This is a genomic window from Acidovorax sp. LjRoot194 (genome assembly GCF_964253015.1).
GTDB lineage: Bacteria > Pseudomonadota > Gammaproteobacteria > Burkholderiales > Burkholderiaceae_C > Acidovorax.
In genome coordinates this window covers 1,136,625-1,152,114 of record NZ_CAXUQB020000001.1, presented here as the reverse complement: position 1 = coordinate 1,152,114, position 15,490 = coordinate 1,136,625, and the positions used below count along the sequence as shown (strand labels likewise).

Annotated in this window: 11 protein-coding genes; 5 read left to right on the top strand and 6 right to left on the bottom strand. The window is 66.6% G+C overall.

The features are described from left to right. Window positions 1–72: 72 nt before the first annotated feature. Window positions 73–1,317: a diguanylate cyclase gene (locus ACSQ3N_RS05285; protein ID WP_056173379.1), complete on the bottom strand. Its 1,245-nt coding sequence runs from the start codon at window positions 1,315–1,317 to the stop codon at window positions 73–75. A gap of 225 nt (window positions 1,318–1,542) precedes the next feature. Further along, complete coding sequence (locus tag ACSQ3N_RS05280) at window positions 1,543–2,220, bottom strand: NUDIX hydrolase (RefSeq protein ID WP_056173376.1); 678 nt, start codon at window positions 2,218–2,220, stop codon at window positions 1,543–1,545. Window positions 2,221–2,394: 174 nt separating this feature from the next. Here ACSQ3N_RS05280 and ACSQ3N_RS05275 point away from each other — a divergent pair, with 174 nt between their 5' ends. The 5 genes from ACSQ3N_RS05275 to ACSQ3N_RS05255 all read left to right on the top strand — a co-directional run bounded on the left by ACSQ3N_RS05275 (window position 2,395) and on the right by ACSQ3N_RS05255 (window position 8,275). After that, complete coding sequence (locus tag ACSQ3N_RS05275; RefSeq protein ID WP_056173373.1) at window positions 2,395–3,261, top strand: hypothetical protein; 867 nt, start codon at window positions 2,395–2,397, stop codon at window positions 3,259–3,261. A gap of 213 nt (window positions 3,262–3,474) precedes the next feature. Next, on the top strand, window positions 3,475–4,674 hold the full coding sequence (gene pncB, locus ACSQ3N_RS05270; RefSeq protein ID WP_436145767.1) for a nicotinate phosphoribosyltransferase: 1,200 nt from the start codon (window positions 3,475–3,477) through the stop codon (window positions 4,672–4,674). Window positions 4,675–4,814: 140 nt separating this feature from the next. Next, window positions 4,815–6,515 (top strand): NAD+ synthase, encoded by a 1,701-nt coding sequence (locus ACSQ3N_RS05265; protein WP_436145766.1) that lies wholly within the window; start codon window positions 4,815–4,817, stop codon window positions 6,513–6,515. A gap of 234 nt (window positions 6,516–6,749) precedes the next feature. Beyond that, on the top strand, window positions 6,750–7,808 hold the full coding sequence (locus ACSQ3N_RS05260; RefSeq protein ID WP_436145765.1) for a bifunctional nicotinamide-nucleotide adenylyltransferase/Nudix hydroxylase: 1,059 nt from the start codon (window positions 6,750–6,752) through the stop codon (window positions 7,806–7,808). Window positions 7,809–7,882: 74 nt separating this feature from the next. Further along, complete coding sequence (locus ACSQ3N_RS05255) at window positions 7,883–8,275, top strand: Rap1a/Tai family immunity protein (protein ID WP_056173361.1); 393 nt, start codon at window positions 7,883–7,885, stop codon at window positions 8,273–8,275. Window positions 8,276–8,433: 158 nt separating this feature from the next. Here the strand turns inward: ACSQ3N_RS05255 and ACSQ3N_RS05250 are convergent, their stop codons facing one another. The 4 genes from ACSQ3N_RS05250 to hydA all read right to left on the bottom strand — a co-directional run bounded on the left by ACSQ3N_RS05250 (window position 8,434) and on the right by hydA (window position 15,437). After that, window positions 8,434–10,497: a putative bifunctional diguanylate cyclase/phosphodiesterase gene (locus tag ACSQ3N_RS05250; protein ID WP_436145764.1), complete on the bottom strand. Its 2,064-nt coding sequence runs from the start codon at window positions 10,495–10,497 to the stop codon at window positions 8,434–8,436. A 251-nt stretch (window positions 10,498–10,748) separates the two neighbouring features. Next, entirely contained in the window at window positions 10,749–12,272 is a 1,524-nt protein-coding gene (locus tag ACSQ3N_RS05245) for a methyl-accepting chemotaxis protein (protein ID WP_436145763.1), read from the bottom strand. A gap of 300 nt (window positions 12,273–12,572) precedes the next feature. After that, entirely contained in the window at window positions 12,573–13,829 is a 1,257-nt protein-coding gene (locus tag ACSQ3N_RS05240) for a Zn-dependent hydrolase (protein WP_436145762.1), read from the bottom strand. A gap of 153 nt (window positions 13,830–13,982) precedes the next feature. Continuing rightward, on the bottom strand, window positions 13,983–15,437 hold the full coding sequence (gene hydA / locus ACSQ3N_RS05235; protein WP_056173350.1) for a dihydropyrimidinase: 1,455 nt from the start codon (window positions 15,435–15,437) through the stop codon (window positions 13,983–13,985). Window positions 15,438–15,490: the final 53 nt, after the last annotated feature.

Sequence of the window (15,490 nt, the reverse complement as noted above, 5' to 3'; positions counted from 1 at the left end):
GATTCAGGCGGCGACGAAACCAGTCCCGCTACTGTTGCTCGTCGCGCCCGACACCAACCCGTCAAATGCGCCTTAGGCAGCCGCTTCCTCGGCCTGCACCACGCAGTTGCGGCCCTTGGACTTGGCCACATACAGCGCAGTGTCTGCGCGCTTGATGAGCGCGTGGGCATCCTCTTTGTGGTCCCAGGTGGCCACGCCAAAACTTGCGCTCACATGCCCCACCGAATCGAACGGCGCCCCGGCAATGCGGGCGCGCACGGCCTCGGCCATGGCCATGGCGGCGTCGACCGGGGTTTCCTTGAGCAGGATGATGAATTCTTCGCCGCCGAAGCGTGCCGCGCAGTCCGACGACCGCAGCAACTCGCGCACGCGCAGCGCTGTGCTCTTGAGAACCACGTCGCCCGAGTCGTGGCCGAACGTGTCGTTGATGCGCTTGAAGAAGTCGATGTCGAACATCACCACCGACAGGTGGCTTGTCTTCACGCGCGTGTCGGCCATTTCCGTTTCCAGCCGCTCGAAGAATCTGCGGCGGTTGACCAGGTCGGTCAGGAAGTCCTTGGTGGCCAAGTCTTCCAGCTTGGTATTCAGCCGCGCCATGGGCTCGATGACCAGGGACGACAGCGACAGGTTGAGCACCACGAACAGCAGCACGAAGCTGCCGATGAGCGCGGCCATTACGGTGTAGAACGTCTGGCGCGCTTTTTCGAGCGGGAAGTACATGGGCACCTTCACCACCTGGATGCCCACCGTCTCGTTCATACCCCAGCCAAAGCCGTTCTTGTCGCCATAGATCTTGAGCATGGTGGGCGGTGCAGCCGCCGGCGTGCTGTGGCAGGCCATGCACTGCGCCTGCTTGATGGTGATGGGTCGGGCCACGTACATGGCGCGGTGCATGCCTTCACCCACCTCGCCCGTCACCTCTTTCTTCACGTCCACGCGGCCTTCGCGGAAGTCGCTGATGATGCGCTCCTCCCATTCGTTGGCGCGGTCGCGCAAGTTGGTGGGGTTGAGTACCGCCTCCTTGTATTCGTAGCCGGCAAACCGGCCCTGCAGGCGGCGCAGCGTCTCGGTGGCGGCATACGCGGGCACGGTCTGCGGGAGGAATTTCTCGGCCAGCGTCACGTCCAAATGCGGCTTGACCAGCTCGGTGGTGTAGTCGCGAATGGCCATGGCGGCGTGCATCATGATCTGCGAGTTGTGCTGCACCTCCTCGATGGCCGACTGCTGCAGGAAGCGGTGCACGTAGGCCCCCGCACCGACCACGGCCAGCAGCAGCACGGCAGCCAGCACCAGGTTGAATTTCAGCCGCAAAGACATGGATTTCCCTCGGGCGCCAGCGTGGGCTGCTGGCTTGTTGTTGGTGTGGCGTGGGCCGCCGCTGCACGCGGGGCGGCTGCGAGCGCACGCCACTCCCTCGTCAAAGCCTGCGTTTGTGCCAGATTTTGCAGGGGCGGTCCAACACTTTCTGCCACCGTGCCCCAGCGCAACACCCGCGGCACACCGATGGCCCGGGCCCGCAGTTTGGCACTGGCAAAAAACTGCCTACAGGCCGCGCGCGCTGAGCGACAGGCTGCGCCGGTACGCCGGCCGCACCCGGTACAGCTGTGCGGGCCGGTGCGCACCACCCGTCTGCAGGGCGCCGGGCACGGGCTCCAGCATGGCCAGCTCGTCCACCTTGCGGCGAAAGCTCACCTTGTTGATGGGCTCGCCCAGCAGCGCTTCGTAGACGGCCTGCAGCTGCGGCAGCGTAAAGGGCTCGGCACACAGGTGCACCGGCAGCGACGAATACTGACTCTTGCTGCGCACGCGCTGCACGGCGGTGTCGATGATCTGGCGGTGGTCGAACGGCAGGGGCGGCAGTGCATCCACCGCCACCAGCTCCACGCGTCCCTCGGCCTGGGCCAGCGTCTCGGGCGGCACCAGCGCGCAGTACGCCACCGCCACGGACCAGCCCCGCGGGTCCCGCACCGCGCCCGAGAAGGTGGCCAGCTGCTCCAGGTACGGGCTCTCCAGACCCGCCTTGTCGCGCAGCACCCGCGCGGCGCTGGCCTGGGCATCGACATCGTCCTGCGCGTGGATGTAGCCGCCGGGCAAGGCCAGCGCCTGGGCGAACGGCGCGCGGTCCCGGCGCACCAGCGCCACCTGGAGCAGGCCCTGCTGCAAAGTCAGCAGCACCACATCCACGGTGCAGATCACGGCGGGAGCACTGTCGCTGGTCATGGTTCGATCGTTGAGTTCATTGCAGAGATATACGAACAAGGCTAACACTGCACCTTCAAAACCCCAAGTATTCAGAGCAAAAGCTCTCTGGAATCCGACACATCGTGTTGCATCTTAGTTAGTTGCATTTTTGTATTAACAAACTTACACTGCATCCAACCCAAGGAGAAGACCATGGCCCGCAACATCCAGCTTCTGGTGATCGACCCGCAAAACGACTTCTGCGACCTGCCCGCCGACTGGCATCCTGCGCAGACCGGCCAGCCCCCAGGCAGCCGCACAGCACCCAGCCTCCCGGTTGCTGGCGCCCATGCCGACATGCAGCGCCTGGCCGCGTTCATCCGCACGCAGGGCGCACGGTTTGACGCCATCACCGTCACGCTCGACTCGCACCAGCGCTTCGACATCGCGCACCCCGGGTTCTGGCAGCAGGCGGGCGGCTCAGCCGTCGCACCCTTCACCCCCATCACGGCGGCCCAGGTGCGCAGCGGCGCGTTCACGCCCCGCAGCGCTGCCGCACTGCCGCGCACGCTGGCCTACCTGGATGCGCTCGAAGCCCAGGGCCGCTACACGCTCATGGTCTGGCCGGTGCACTGCGAGATCGGCAGCTGGGGCCACGGCGTGCATGCCGACGTGCTGTCCGCCTGCGGCGACTGGCAGCTGCAGCAACAGCGCGCGGTGCACAACGTGTTCAAGGGCACCAACCCCTGGACCGAGCACTACAGCGCCATCCAGGCCGAGGTGGTCGACGCCGCCGACCCGGACACCGCCCTCAACACCCGCCTGCTCGCGGCGCTCGACACCGCCGACCTGCTCCTCATCGCCGGCGAAGCCAGCAGCCACTGCGTGCGCTCCACCACCGAGCACATCGTGCAGCACCTGCCCCGCCTGCAGGCGGCAGGCGCCCGGCCCAGCCACATCGTTCTGCTGACCGACTGCATGAGCCCCGTGGGCGGCTTCGAACCACAGCACCAGGCCTTCCTCGACGCCATGCGCGCCCAGGGCGTGCAACTGGCCACCAGCACGGAAATCAGCCTCTAGGGACTCTCTGCACGAATCATCGCGCCGTGTGCATCTGCAGTCTCGGGCGGCCTGCGGCGTTGCAAATACTCGCAATAGCTACGGCTATGGCTGCGTTTTGCGCCTTGCACTCCTTCCCGATCCGCAGTGCACACTTGGCAGCTCGATTCGTGCAGTGGATCCCTAGCGCTTGTTGAACCAGCGCAACCAGCTACAAAAAACAGGAGCATCACCATGACCCGCATCATCACCAGCCTGCTCGACACCGACCTGTACAAGTTCACCATGTGGCAGGCCCTGCTGCACCGGCACCCGCAGACGCAAAGCGAGTACCGCTTCGTGTGCCGTAACCAGCCCATTTATCCGCTGGTCGAGCTACTGCCGGAAGTGAACGCCGAGCTCGACCACCTGTGCTCGCTGCGCTTCACGAAGGGCGAGCTCGACTACCTGGGCGGCCTGCGCTTCATCAAGAGCGACTTCATCGACTTTTTGCGGATCTTCCAGTTCCAGCGCAGCTTCATCGAGGCGCGGGCCGAGGGTGACACGCTCACTATCATTGCGCGCGGCCCCCAGGTGCATGTGATGGGCTTCGAGATCTTCGTGCTGGCCATCGTGAACGAGCTGTACTTTCGCCGCTTCGACGCCGCAGCAGCGCTGGCCAGCGGCCGTGAGCGCCTGGCCGCCAAAGTGCAGCAGTTGCAGGACCTGGCCCGGCAGGCCACGCTGCGACACCCCTTCGAGCTGTTCGACTTCGGCCTGCGCCGCCGCTACAGCGGCGACTGGCAGCGCGAGGTGGTTCAGACGTTTGCGGAGCAAACGCCGCAGTGGTTCAAGGGCACGAGCAACGTGCTGCTGGCACGCGATTTGAACCTGGTGCCCATCGGCACCATGGCGCACGAATACCTGCAAAGCTACCAGGCGCTGGGCGTGCGGCTGCGCGACTTTCAAAAGGCCGCGCTGGAAGACTGGGTGCAGGAATACCGCGGCGACCTCGGCATCGCGCTGACCGACACCGTGGGCATGGACGCCTTCCTGGCCGACTTCGACCTGTACTTCGCCAAGCTGTTCGACGGCCTGCGCCACGACTCGGGCGACCCGGTGGCCTGGGGTGAAAAGGCGCTGGCGCACTATGCCAAGCTGCGCATCGACGCAAACACCAAGCGCCTGGTGTTCTCCGACGGCCTCACGCTCACCAAGGCGCTGTCGCTGTACCGCCACTTCGGCGACCGCACGCAGCTGGGCTTTGGCATTGGCACCCACCTCACCAACGACATGGGGGACACACCCGAAATGAAGCCGCTGAACATCGTGATGAAGCTCACCCGCGCCAACGGCCAGGCCGTCGCCAAGCTGTCGGACACGCCCGGCAAGACGCTGTGCGACGATGAAACCTATCTGGCCTACCTCCGCCAAGTCTTCAACGTTGCTAACTGAGCGGCTGAGAAAACTCTCCTGGCGTCGTTGTTCAGTCTTGCCGTACCTGCAGTACTGTCTGCGACTAAACGCCTAGCCAGGACCGCTTCGCTGAGTTTTTCAGCCACTCCGTATCGCTCTGCGCACTCAAGGGAAACGCAATGCTCCGTATTACCATCGCTCAATTGAATATCACCGTTGGCGACATCGAAGGCAATGTCGATCGAATGGTGGCCGCCGCACGGCAGGCCGCGGCCGAGCAGTCCGATATCGTCGTGTTCAGCGAACTCTCGCTGTGCGGCTACTACCCCGGCGACATGCTGGATGAGCCCGAGTTCATGCAGCGCGTGGAGGCCGGGGTGGCTGCGCTGCAGGCCGCATCGGCAACGCTGCCCGACCTGCACTGGGTGGTGGGCACGCCCACGCGCGCCAGCGGGCCCGGCAAGCGGCTGCACAACAGCCTGCTGGTGCTGCACGGCGGCCAGGTGCGCCTGTCGTATGCCAAGCAGCTGCTGCCCACCTACAACATCTTCGACGAGCGCCGCCACTTCGAGCCCGGCCCCGACGTGGCCAAGGTGCTGCGCGTGGGCAATGCCCAGGTGGGCCTGCTGGTGTGCGAAGACGGCTGGAACGACCACGGTGCCGACTACGTCACCAACCCCTTCGTGCGCCTGCGCGACGCCGCACCGGACCTGGTGATCAGCATCAACGCCAGCCCCAGCCACGTGGGCAAGCGCGAGCAGCGCCACCAGATCTTCGGCGGCTCGTCGCGCCGCCACGGCCTGCCCATCCTGTACGTCAACCAGGTGGGCGGGCACGACCAGCTGGTGTACGACGGCGCATCGTTTGCGGCCGAGCCCGATGCCGGCATCGTCTTCGAGGCGCCCCGCTTCGTGGAGGACGTGCGCACCCTGCAGTTCGACAACGGCCACTTCTCCATGGGCGACGGCCAGGCCCCGGCCCCCGTGCCGGCCGAGGGCATTCCCACCATGGAGTTCTACCGCCAGCAAATCATGCTGGGCCTCAAGGACTACGCGCGCCGCTGCGGCTTTCGGCAGGTGGTGGTGGGCAGCTCGGGCGGCATCGACAGCGCGCTCACCCTGGCCCTGGCCGCACAGGCGCTGGGCCCTGAGAACGTGGTCGGCATCACCATGCCCTCGCGCTACTCCAGCAGCGGCTCGGTCGACGACTCGGTGGCCCTGTGCCGCAACCTGGGCGTGCAGCTGTTCACCCACCCCATCGCAGACCTGGTGGCGGGCTACGCGCAGCAGTTCGGGCAATCGTTCGACCAGCCGCTGGCGGGCCTGCCGCTCGAGAACCTGCAGGCGCGCATCCGCGGCACGGTGCTGATGGAATACTCCAACGCCTTCGGGCACCTGCTGCTCACCACCGGCAACAAGTCCGAGATCTCGGTGGGCTACTGCACGCTGTACGGCGACACCAACGGCGGCCTGGGCCTCATCGGCGACCTGTACAAGACCGAAGTGTTCGCGCTCTCGCGCCACGTCAACGCGCAGGCCGGGCGCGAGCTGATTCCGCAGGCCATCATCGACAAGGAACCGTCCGCCGAACTGGCCCCCGGCCAGCGCGACGTGGACAGCCTGCCGCCCTACCCCGTGCTCGACGAAGTGCTCAAGCTCTTGATCGAAGGCGAGCGCCTGTCCACCGCCGAACTCACGGCCGCGCAGACCTTCGTCTCGACCCTGCAGAACGACGACGCCGGCCGCGCCCTGGTGCAGCGCGTGCGCATGATGGTGGCGCGCAACGAATACAAGCGCCGCCAGGCCCCGCCCATCCTGCGCGTGCGGCCCCGGGCCTTCGGCAGCGGGCGGCAGATGCCGATCGCCGCAAAATATGTCTGACGGCATGCATATGGAATGCACTCCCATCCGCTCGGGCTGACCTGGCCGAAGCCCGGCGCCGCGCTTCGACAAGCCTGCCGTGACATGCCGAAAGGCCCGGCGTGAACGGATGGACTTTTCAGCAGCCGCCGAGCAGCCCCGCACGCCCTTTTACAATCGCTATCAAAACAGTAGCTGGCAGCGCTCTCCCATCAAGCGGTAGAGGCTCAAATCACTTCAACCGCCTGGAGACACATGCACGACACCGCCATCTACATCGGCCGCTTCGAGCCCGTCCACACCGGCCATCTGGCCCTGCTGCAACGCGCACTCGACAGCGCGCAGAACGTGATCGTGGTGGTCGGCTCCGCCTGGCAGGCCCGCTCGCCCAAGAACCCCTTCACCTGGCAAGAACGCGAGGCCATGCTGCACGAAGCCCTGCCCGCGGCCGACCGCGCCCGGGTGCGCGTGCTGCCCGTGCGGGACTACTACAACGAGGCCGTGTGGGTGCAGGCCGTGCGCCGCGGCGTGGCCGAGATCGCCGGTGCCGATGCCAACATCGGCCTGGTGGGCCACTTCAAGGACGCCACCAGCAGCTACCTGAGCGCCTTCCCCGGCTGGCAGCTCATCCACGTGGAGCGCCAGGGCCGCATCGACGCCACCGCCATCCGCGACGCCTACTTCGGCGCCACGCCCGCCACGGTGCAGGCAGCGCTGGCCCCGCTGGCGGCCGAGATTCCGCCCAGCACACTGACCGCGCTGGAGCGCTTTGCCCACACCCCGCACTACCCGGCCCTGCAGGAAGAATGGCGCATGCTGCGCCGCTACCGAGAGGCCTGGTCCGCTGCGCCCTACCCTCCCGTCTTTGTGACCGTGGACGCTGTCCTGCGCTGCCAGGACCACGTGCTGCTTATCCGCCGCGCCCACGCCCCCGGCAAAGGCCAGCTGGCCGTGCCGGGCGGCTTCATCGAACAGCGCGAAACGGTGTGGCAGTCCTGCCTGCGCGAGCTGGTGGAAGAAACCCACTGCGACCTGCCCGAAGCCACCATGCGCGCCGCGCTGCAGGCCGTGGCCGTCTTCGACCACCCCGACCGCAGCCAGCGCGGCCGCACGCTCACGCATGCGCACTATTTCGACCTGGGCAGCGCGCCCTTCCCCAAGGTGCAGGCGGATGACGATGCGCTGCAGGTGCAATGGACGCGGCTGTCCGAACTGGCAGGCATGGAAGAGGAGTTCTTCGAGGACCACTTCCACATGCTGGACCATTTCCTCGGACTGACGGATCTGAACGAGCCCTCGCGCTCCCTAGCGTGACCGCCGTGCGCAATTTCAACCACGTGACACACTGAGTTTCAGTACTGCCTACGCACATGCACCACCGCCGTCGCATGCCATCTATCACCCAGAAACTCCCCCTCCTCGCGGCGCTGCTCTTGATGTCGCCAGCGTGCTTCGCTGGCGAAAAACCCATCGAAGTCCCCGCCTACAAGAATGAGAGCCTGATTACGCAATACCGCAACATGACCGTCGAGACGGTGTTCGCCGCCCTCATGAGCGACGATGTGGCGCAACGAAGGCTTGCTCAGATGTACGTGGTTGGGGTCGTAGACAGCAGTGAAGGAGAGACTTGGTGCAACTTCAAAATGATCTCGCCCTCTACGATCGACGAACAGGTGCATATCGGCTTGAAGGCCGCTCTGGAAAAGACTCCCAAAGCACGCGCAGCCACCGTCATAGAGGCCCATCTCAAAGCTTGGATTCCTTGCCGTAGGCGTCCCTGACGCCACCGATTTGCGCGCGAACTATCAACGGCCGCGGGGCCTGCGATGGATGTGTTGTTTGCCACCGCATTCAAGCCCAGCAAGCAGGCTCCAGACTCATACATTGAACACCGCTGCAGCCGCAAATCCGCCGCGACTACTGAGCTTGCAGCCTTCGGTCAGCCCGGCGGGTGCACACGCAGCCAGTCGGTGAATTCCCGCACCGGCATCGGCCGCGCATACAGATAACCCTGGTACTGCGCGATCCCGCGCCCGGCCACCCAGTCGAGCTGTTCCTGGGTCTCCACGCCCTCGGCCACCGCCGTGAGCTTCATCAGTGTCGACAGCGACACGATCAACTCGGCCAGCGAACGGTTGGCGTCGGTGTCCTGGATGAAGGTCTTGTCGATCTTGAGCGTGTGGACCGGAAACTTCTGCAGATACGCCAGGTTGGAATATCCCGTGCCGAAGTCATCGAGCGCAATCGTCAGGCCCAGCGCCGACAGCTCGCGCAGCACGTTGAGCACGTGCTGGTCTTCGCCCAGCAAGATGGACTCGGTGATCTCTAGCTCCATGCGCGCGGGGTTCACACCGGCCTCGCGCAGCACGCTGGTGATGTCGTGCAGCAGGCTGGGCGATGCGAACTGGCGGGGCGACAGGTTGACCGAGACCACCAGGTCCCAGCCCTGCGCGGCCCAGGCCACCTGTTCGCGTGCCGCCTGCGCCAGCACCCACAGGCCCAGCGCGCCGATGAGGCCGGTGGTCTCGCAGGCCGGGATGAAATGCGCGGGCGACACCACGCCCAGGCGCGGGTGGTTCCAGCGCACCAGCGCCTCCACCGCGCGGATGGTGTTGGTGGCCACATCCACGCGCGGCTGGAAGTACACCTCGAACTCCTCGCGCTCCAGCGCCAGGTGCAACTCTTTCTCCAGCTCGGTGCGGCTGCGCACCGTCTCGGCCATGTGCCGGTCGAAGTAGGCCAGCGCGTTGCGCCCGCGCTCCTTGGCCGCGTACATGGCCAGGTCGGCGTTGCGCAGCAGGATCTCGATGGACTCGCCGTCCTGCGGGTACAGCGCCACACCAATGCTGGACGTCACGCGCAGCTGCGCCCCGGCAATGGACAGCGGCGCCGCCATGGCCACGGAGATGCGCTCGTGCAGTGCATCCAGATCTTCGCGGATGCGCGGCGATGTCAGCAGCACCAGGAACTCGTCGCCGCCCCAGCGGGCCAGCACCTCGGTGCCGTGCCGCGTGTGGCGCAGCCGTTGCGACATGGCCACCAGCAGCTCGTCGCCCGCTGCATGGCCCAGTGTGTCGTTCACGTCCTTGAAGTGATCGAGGTCGATCAGCATCAGCGCAGCTTCGAGCGACTGGGCCTTGGCCTCCTCCACCGCACGCGCAAAGCGCTGCGTGAAGTGGGCCCGGTTGGGCAGGCCAGTGAGCACGTCGTGCAGCGACTGAAAGTTGGCGCGCTCTTCGGTGTGCTTGATGGCGCTGATGTCCGCCTCGCTCACCAGCACCGCGTCCTGGCCGGTGACGGCGTCGCTGCAGCGGCGCGCCGACAGCTCGTGCCAGCGGTCGCCCTGCGGCGTGCGCACTGCGAGCGTGAGCGTGCCCACGCCGTGCTGCTCCAGGCTGCGCGAGAGCGCGGCAAACACCGCCGCGTTGCCCACGCGCTCCTGCAGTCGCTCGCCGGGGCTGAGCACGGCGGCACGCGCGGCAGGGTTGCGGTACAGCGCCTGGCCGTTGCCGTCGTACAGCGTGATCATCACCGCGGTGTGCAGCAGGGCCTCGACCGAGCGCAGGGACTCCGGCAGGGCCGCGCCCATGGCGTCGGCCTCGCACAGCATGCCCATGCGGCCATCGGGCAGGCGGTGTCCGCCAAAGCGCACGTTGAGCGACACCGGCACGCCGCCGGGGTAGATGGTCCATTGCTCGGTGAAGCTCGCGTCGCCCCGCAGCACGAAGTCGCTCTGGTACTGCGCCAGCCGCTGCGCGACCGACTCGGACATGTCGTGGCCCATGTCGCGCCCGCACAGCTCGGCCAGCGTGGTGGCCTGCCAGACGGCCAGTGCCGCCGCATTGGCCCAGTACACGCACCGGCCGTCGATGTCGAAGAGCCAGACGGGCCGCGACAGCCACTCCAGCGCCGCGCATCGCTGGCCGCGCTCAGCCAGGTCGGCATCGGTGGGCAGGCGGTGTTGCGGCAGGCGCGCTGCCGGCAAGGGGGCCGACACGGTCATGCCGGCCCGCAGTCCAGCACCAGGCCAGCGGCCAGAATGTGTGGAAAGGTCAGCGAGAGACAGGCAGACATGGTGGTGAAGACGGTGTGACAGCAGTGCAGTCAGGATGTGCGCCAGCAGCGCGCTCCGTCAGCGATGCCTTGGCGCGCCCAGACCTTGACGCAATTGCTTGCATCTTCGCACAGCCAGAGGGCTTGTCCAGCCAAGTTTTGCCACCATGCAGACGCCTGCCGGCTGGGGCGCGAAACCTCTCAAGAGACGCGGAACTGGCCCACCGTCTGCGACAGCGCCACGGCCTGCTGGCTGAGCGACTGCGCCGCTGCCAGGGCTTCTTCCACCAGCGCCGCGTTCTGCTGCGTGCCCTGGTCCATCTGCGACACCGCCTGGTTGACCTGGGCGATGCCCGCGCTCTGCTCGGCGCTGGCCGAGCTGATCTCGGCCACCATGGTGGTCACGTTCTTCACGCCCTCGACCACCTCGCGCATGGTGGCGCCGGCCTGCTCCACCAGTTGGGTGCCCGCGCCCACCTTGGACACAGAGTCGTCGATCAGGCCTTTGATCTCCTTGGCCGCTGCAGCACTGCGCTGGGCCAGGCTGCGCACTTCGCTGGCCACCACGGCGAAGCCACGGCCTTGTTCACCGGCACGGGCTGCTTCCACCGCTGCGTTCAGCGCCAGGATGTTGGTCTGGAACGCAATGCCGTCGATCACGCTGATGATGTCCACGATCTTGCGCGAGGACTGCTCGATGGAGCCCATGGTGCCTACCACCTGCTGCACCACGTCGCCGCCGCGCACGGCGGTGGCCGAGGCGGCGCGCGCCAGCTCGTCGGCCCGGCGGGCGTTGGCGGCGTTCTGCTCCACGGTGGAGGTGAGTTCTTCCATCGACGCAGCGGTCTGCTGCAGCGCGCTGGCTTGCGATTCGGTGCGGGACGAAAGGTCGCCGTTGCCGGCAGCGATTTCGGCCGATGCCGTGTTGATCGAATCAGTGCTGTCGCGCACCTGGGTCACCAGGTGGGCCAGGTTGTCGCGCATGGCGCGGATGGCAAACAGGATGCTGGAGGTGTCACCCGGGCGCGTCTGTACATCCACCGCCAGGTTGCCTTCGGCGATCTGCGTGACCACCTGCGCCGCGTACTGCGGCTCGCCGCCGAGCTGCTGCACCAGCGTGCGCAGCATCTGCCAGGCCATCACCGCCACGATGAACATCAGCACCGCGCCGATGGACAGCAGGATGGCCGTGTTGCGCCAGAACGCATCCTCGATGTCGTCCACGTAGTCGCCAAAGCCGATGATCCAGTCCCACGGCTCGAACTTGATGATGGCGTAGAGCTTGTCCACCGGCTCCTTGGCGCCGGGGCGCGTGCCCGGTGCGGTCACCGTGCCGATGGTCTTGCCCTGCAGCGCAGCGCGGTAGCGCACGCCGGCTTCCTTGCCGCCCTTTTCATCGACGATGCCGATGCGCTTCGGGTTGGGGTGCACGTAGTTCACATCATTGGTGAAGCCGCGCACGAAGAAATACTTGTCCTTGTCGACAAAGCTGCCGATGGTGCGCTCGGCCTCCTTGATCGCGTCCTCGCGGGACAGCGCGCCGCTCTTTTCCTTGTCGTGCGCCTTCTGCGCGGCGGCGTGGGCCAGGATGACCAGGTTGGACAACTGCGCCGTGCGCTCGTTCATCATCGACCGGTACAGCGTGGTCAAGGCCACGGCGGACAGGACCACCAGGCCCAGCAAGGTGGCAGCACACAGCCACAGGATTCGGGTACGCAATTTCATGGGAACGTCTTCGGGAAACGGAAAAAGTAACCAGAAGATACAGGGACCGCCCCGTAGTTACCCTCAAGACCGCCAGAAAGTCACGGTCTCTTCATCCCATTGTGGTAGTCGCAGATCGGTGTGCAGGCCGCACGGGGGCACGACTTGGCGTCTGCCGGGACCCAGGTGTAACAGCGGGGGAGCTGTGGCGCAACCACAACGGGACGGGCGGCTTGCGCTGCCCGGCGCAGGCGTTGGCTGGCTGGCAGGCCGGCAGGCCGCCCCGTGGACCGGGCCCGCGTCCGCCCGGCGTTGCGGGCGTCAGGTCCCCGCCCGCTCCAGCATCGCATGCAGCAGCACGTTGCAGCCTGCCGTGATGTGCTCGGGCTTGGCGTCCTCGATCTCGTTGTGGCTGATGCCGTCCTTGCAGGGGATGAAGATCATGCCGGCCGGCGCGAGCTTGGCCATGTAGACGGCATCGTGCCCCGCACCCGAGACCGCGGGCATGTGGCTGTAGCCCAGCCTGGCGGTGGCGCGGGCCACGGCCTCCACGCATTCGGCGTGGAAGACCTGCGCGGGGTAGCTGGACACCATCTCGATGTGCACCTGCACGCCGTGCTCCTGCGCCACCTGCTCGGCGCGGGCCTTCACTTCGGCGGCCATCTGGTCCACGAGTTCGTCGGTACTGTTGCGCAGGTCGATGCTGAACTTGACCCGGCCGGGGATGACATTGCGGCTGTTGGGAAACACCTGCACCATGCCCACGGTGCCGCGGCCGTGCGGCGGGTGGCGGTGGGCGGCCGCGACCACGTCCTGCATGATGTGCGTGGCGGCCAGCAGGGCGTCCTTGCGCAGCGCCATGGGCGTGGGGCCCGCGTGGGCTTCCATGCCGGTGACGGTGCAGTCGAACCAGCGGATGCCCAGCACGCCGCTGACCACGCCGATGGTCTTGTCGTTGTCTTCCAGCACCGGGCCCTGCTCGATGTGGGTTTCAAAATACGCACCGATGGGGTGGTCGCCCGGCTCCTGCTCGCCGACGTAGCCGATGCGTTCCAGCTCGCCCTTCACCGTCTTGCCCTCGGTGTCGGTGGCGGCGTAGGCGTGCTCCAGCGTGAAGGCCTTGGCGAACACGCCCGATCCCATCATCACCGGCACGAAGCGGCTGCCTTCCTCGTTGGTCCAGAAGGCCACCTCGATCGGTGCCTCGGTCTCGATGCCGTGGTCGTTGAGCGTGCGCACCACCTCGATGCCGGCCAGCACACCGTAGTTGCCGTCGAACTTGCCGCCCGTAGGCTGGGTATCGATGTGGCTGCCGGTCATGATGGGCGGCAGGCTGTTGTTGCGGCCCGGGCGGCGCATGAAGCCGTTGCCGATCTTGTCGATGGTGACGCTCATGCCGGCCTCGCGCGCCCAGCGGGTGACGAGGTCGCGGCCCTGCTTGTCCAGGTCGGTGAGCGTGAGGCGGCACACGCCGCCCTTGGGCGTGGCGCCGATCTGCGCCAGCTCCATGAGCGATGCCCACAGGCGGTCGCCGTTGATGCGCAGGTTCTCGATGTCGGGTTTGACTTTGGTGTCCATGGTGTTCTCCAAGGGATGTCTGAATTGCCGGTTCACTCAGTACCGTTCGGGCTGAGCCTGTCGAAGCCGGGGCTGGTGACGGCCTTTGACAGGCTCAGGCTGAACGGGCTGTGAAAGTGCAAAGCCGGATGGAATGCTTCCATAGCGCCCGCGTCAGCCGCGCGCCACCGCCGTGGGCGCAAGCTCCTGCGCGCGCTTTTGCACGGCCTGGAAGTTGGGGCCGAACGCGGGGCGCTTGATGTAGCGGCCTGTACCCACCTCGGCCCGCAGGTCGCCATTGGCAAACACCACGCGGCCCTGGCTCACGGTGTGGGTGGGGATGCCGCGCACGGTGCGGCCCTCGAAGATGTTGAAGTCGCCCTTGCTGAACTGGGTCTTGGCCGAGAAGGTCTTGGTGCCCTCGGGGTCCCACAGCACCAGGTCGGCGTCGGCGCCCTCGCCGATGAAGCCTTTGCGCGGGTAGATGTTGAACAGCTTGGCCGCGTTGGCCGAGGTGATGGCCACGAACTCGCTGGGCGTGAGGCGCCCGGTGTTGACGCCGCCGTCCCAGATGGCGGCCATGCGCTCTTCCACGCCCCCCGTGCCATTCGGGATCTTGGCGAAGTTTTCTTGACCCATCGCCTTTTGCGCGGCGCAGAAGGTGCAGTGGTCCGTCGCCGTGGTGTGCAGCTGGCCGGACTGCAGGCCGCGCCACAGCGCCTCCTGGTGCACCTTGGGGCGAAACGGCGGGCTCATCACGTACGCGGCGGCCGTGGCGAAGTCCGGGTCGCGGTAGACGCTCTCGTCCACCAGCAGGTGGCCCGCCAGCACCTCGCCGTATACGCGCTGGCCGCGCGCCCGGGCGCGGGCAATCGCGTCGGCCGACTCCATGCAGCTCACGTGCACCACGTAGATGGGCACGCCCAGCACGTCGGCAATCGCGATGGCGCGGTTGGCGGCCTCGGCCTCGACCATGGGCGGGCGCGACAGCGGGTGGCCCTCGGGGCCGGTGATGCCCATCTTGGCGACCTCCTGTTGCAGCAGGTACACCAGCTCGCCGTTTTCGGCATGCACCGTGGGCATGGCGCCCAGCTCCAGCGCGCGCTTGAAGCTGTTCACCAGGGTTTCGTCGTCGCACATGATGGCGTTCTTGTAGGCCATGAAGTGCTTGAAGCTGTTCACGCCCTCCTCGTGCACCAGCGTGCCCATGTCGGCGCGCACCTGCTCGCTCCACCAGGTGATGGCGACGTGAAAGGAATAGTCGGCCGCCGATTTCTCGGCCCAGCCGCGCCACTTGCGGTAGGCGTCCAGGATGGGCTCCTGCGGGTCGGGAATCACGAAGTCGATGATGCTCGTGGTGCCGCCCGCCAGGGCTGCCGCCGTGCCGGTGAAGAAGTCGTCCATGGTGACCGTGCCCATGAAGGGCAGCTGCATGTGCGTGTGTGGGTCGATCCCGCCGGGCAGCACGTACTGGCCGCTGGCATCCAGCGTCTGCGCGCCGGCCGGGGCCTGCGCCGCCGCACCCTCGCCCACGGCCACGATGCGGCCATCGACGCAGAGGACATCGGCCTGTTGTTCACGGTCGGCGTTGACCACGGTTCCACCGCGGATCAGAAGGGCTTGGGTCATGGAGATCTCCTTCAGGGATGCAGATCAAAAAAAGCAGGCCCGGCACCGGCACC

Excerpts from the sequence above, each read along its gene's own strand:
- pncB (WP_436145767.1), top strand. The coding sequence starts at position 3,475 with ATGACCCGCATCATCACCAGCCTGCTCGACACCGACCTGTACAAGTTC.
- ACSQ3N_RS05255 (WP_056173361.1), top strand. The coding sequence starts at position 7,883 with ATGCCATCTATCACCCAGAAACTCCCCCTCCTCGCGGCGCTGCTCTTG.
- ACSQ3N_RS05285 (WP_056173379.1), bottom strand. The coding sequence starts at position 1,317 with ATGTCTTTGCGGCTGAAATTCAACCTGGTGCTGGCTGCCGTGCTGCTG.
- ACSQ3N_RS05280 (WP_056173376.1), bottom strand. The coding sequence starts at position 2,220 with ATGACCAGCGACAGTGCTCCCGCCGTGATCTGCACCGTGGATGTGGTG.
- ACSQ3N_RS05265 (WP_436145766.1), top strand. The coding sequence starts at position 4,815 with ATGCTCCGTATTACCATCGCTCAATTGAATATCACCGTTGGCGACATC.
- ACSQ3N_RS05245 (WP_436145763.1), bottom strand. The coding sequence starts at position 12,272 with ATGAAATTGCGTACCCGAATCCTGTGGCTGTGTGCTGCCACCTTGCTG.
- ACSQ3N_RS05240 (WP_436145762.1), bottom strand. The coding sequence starts at position 13,829 with ATGGACACCAAAGTCAAACCCGACATCGAGAACCTGCGCATCAACGGC.
- ACSQ3N_RS05275 (WP_056173373.1), top strand. The coding sequence starts at position 2,395 with ATGGCCCGCAACATCCAGCTTCTGGTGATCGACCCGCAAAACGACTTC.
- ACSQ3N_RS05260 (WP_436145765.1), top strand. The coding sequence starts at position 6,750 with ATGCACGACACCGCCATCTACATCGGCCGCTTCGAGCCCGTCCACACC.
- hydA (WP_056173350.1), bottom strand. The coding sequence starts at position 15,437 with ATGACCCAAGCCCTTCTGATCCGCGGTGGAACCGTGGTCAACGCCGAC.
- ACSQ3N_RS05250 (WP_436145764.1), bottom strand. The coding sequence starts at position 10,497 with ATGACCGTGTCGGCCCCCTTGCCGGCAGCGCGCCTGCCGCAACACCGC.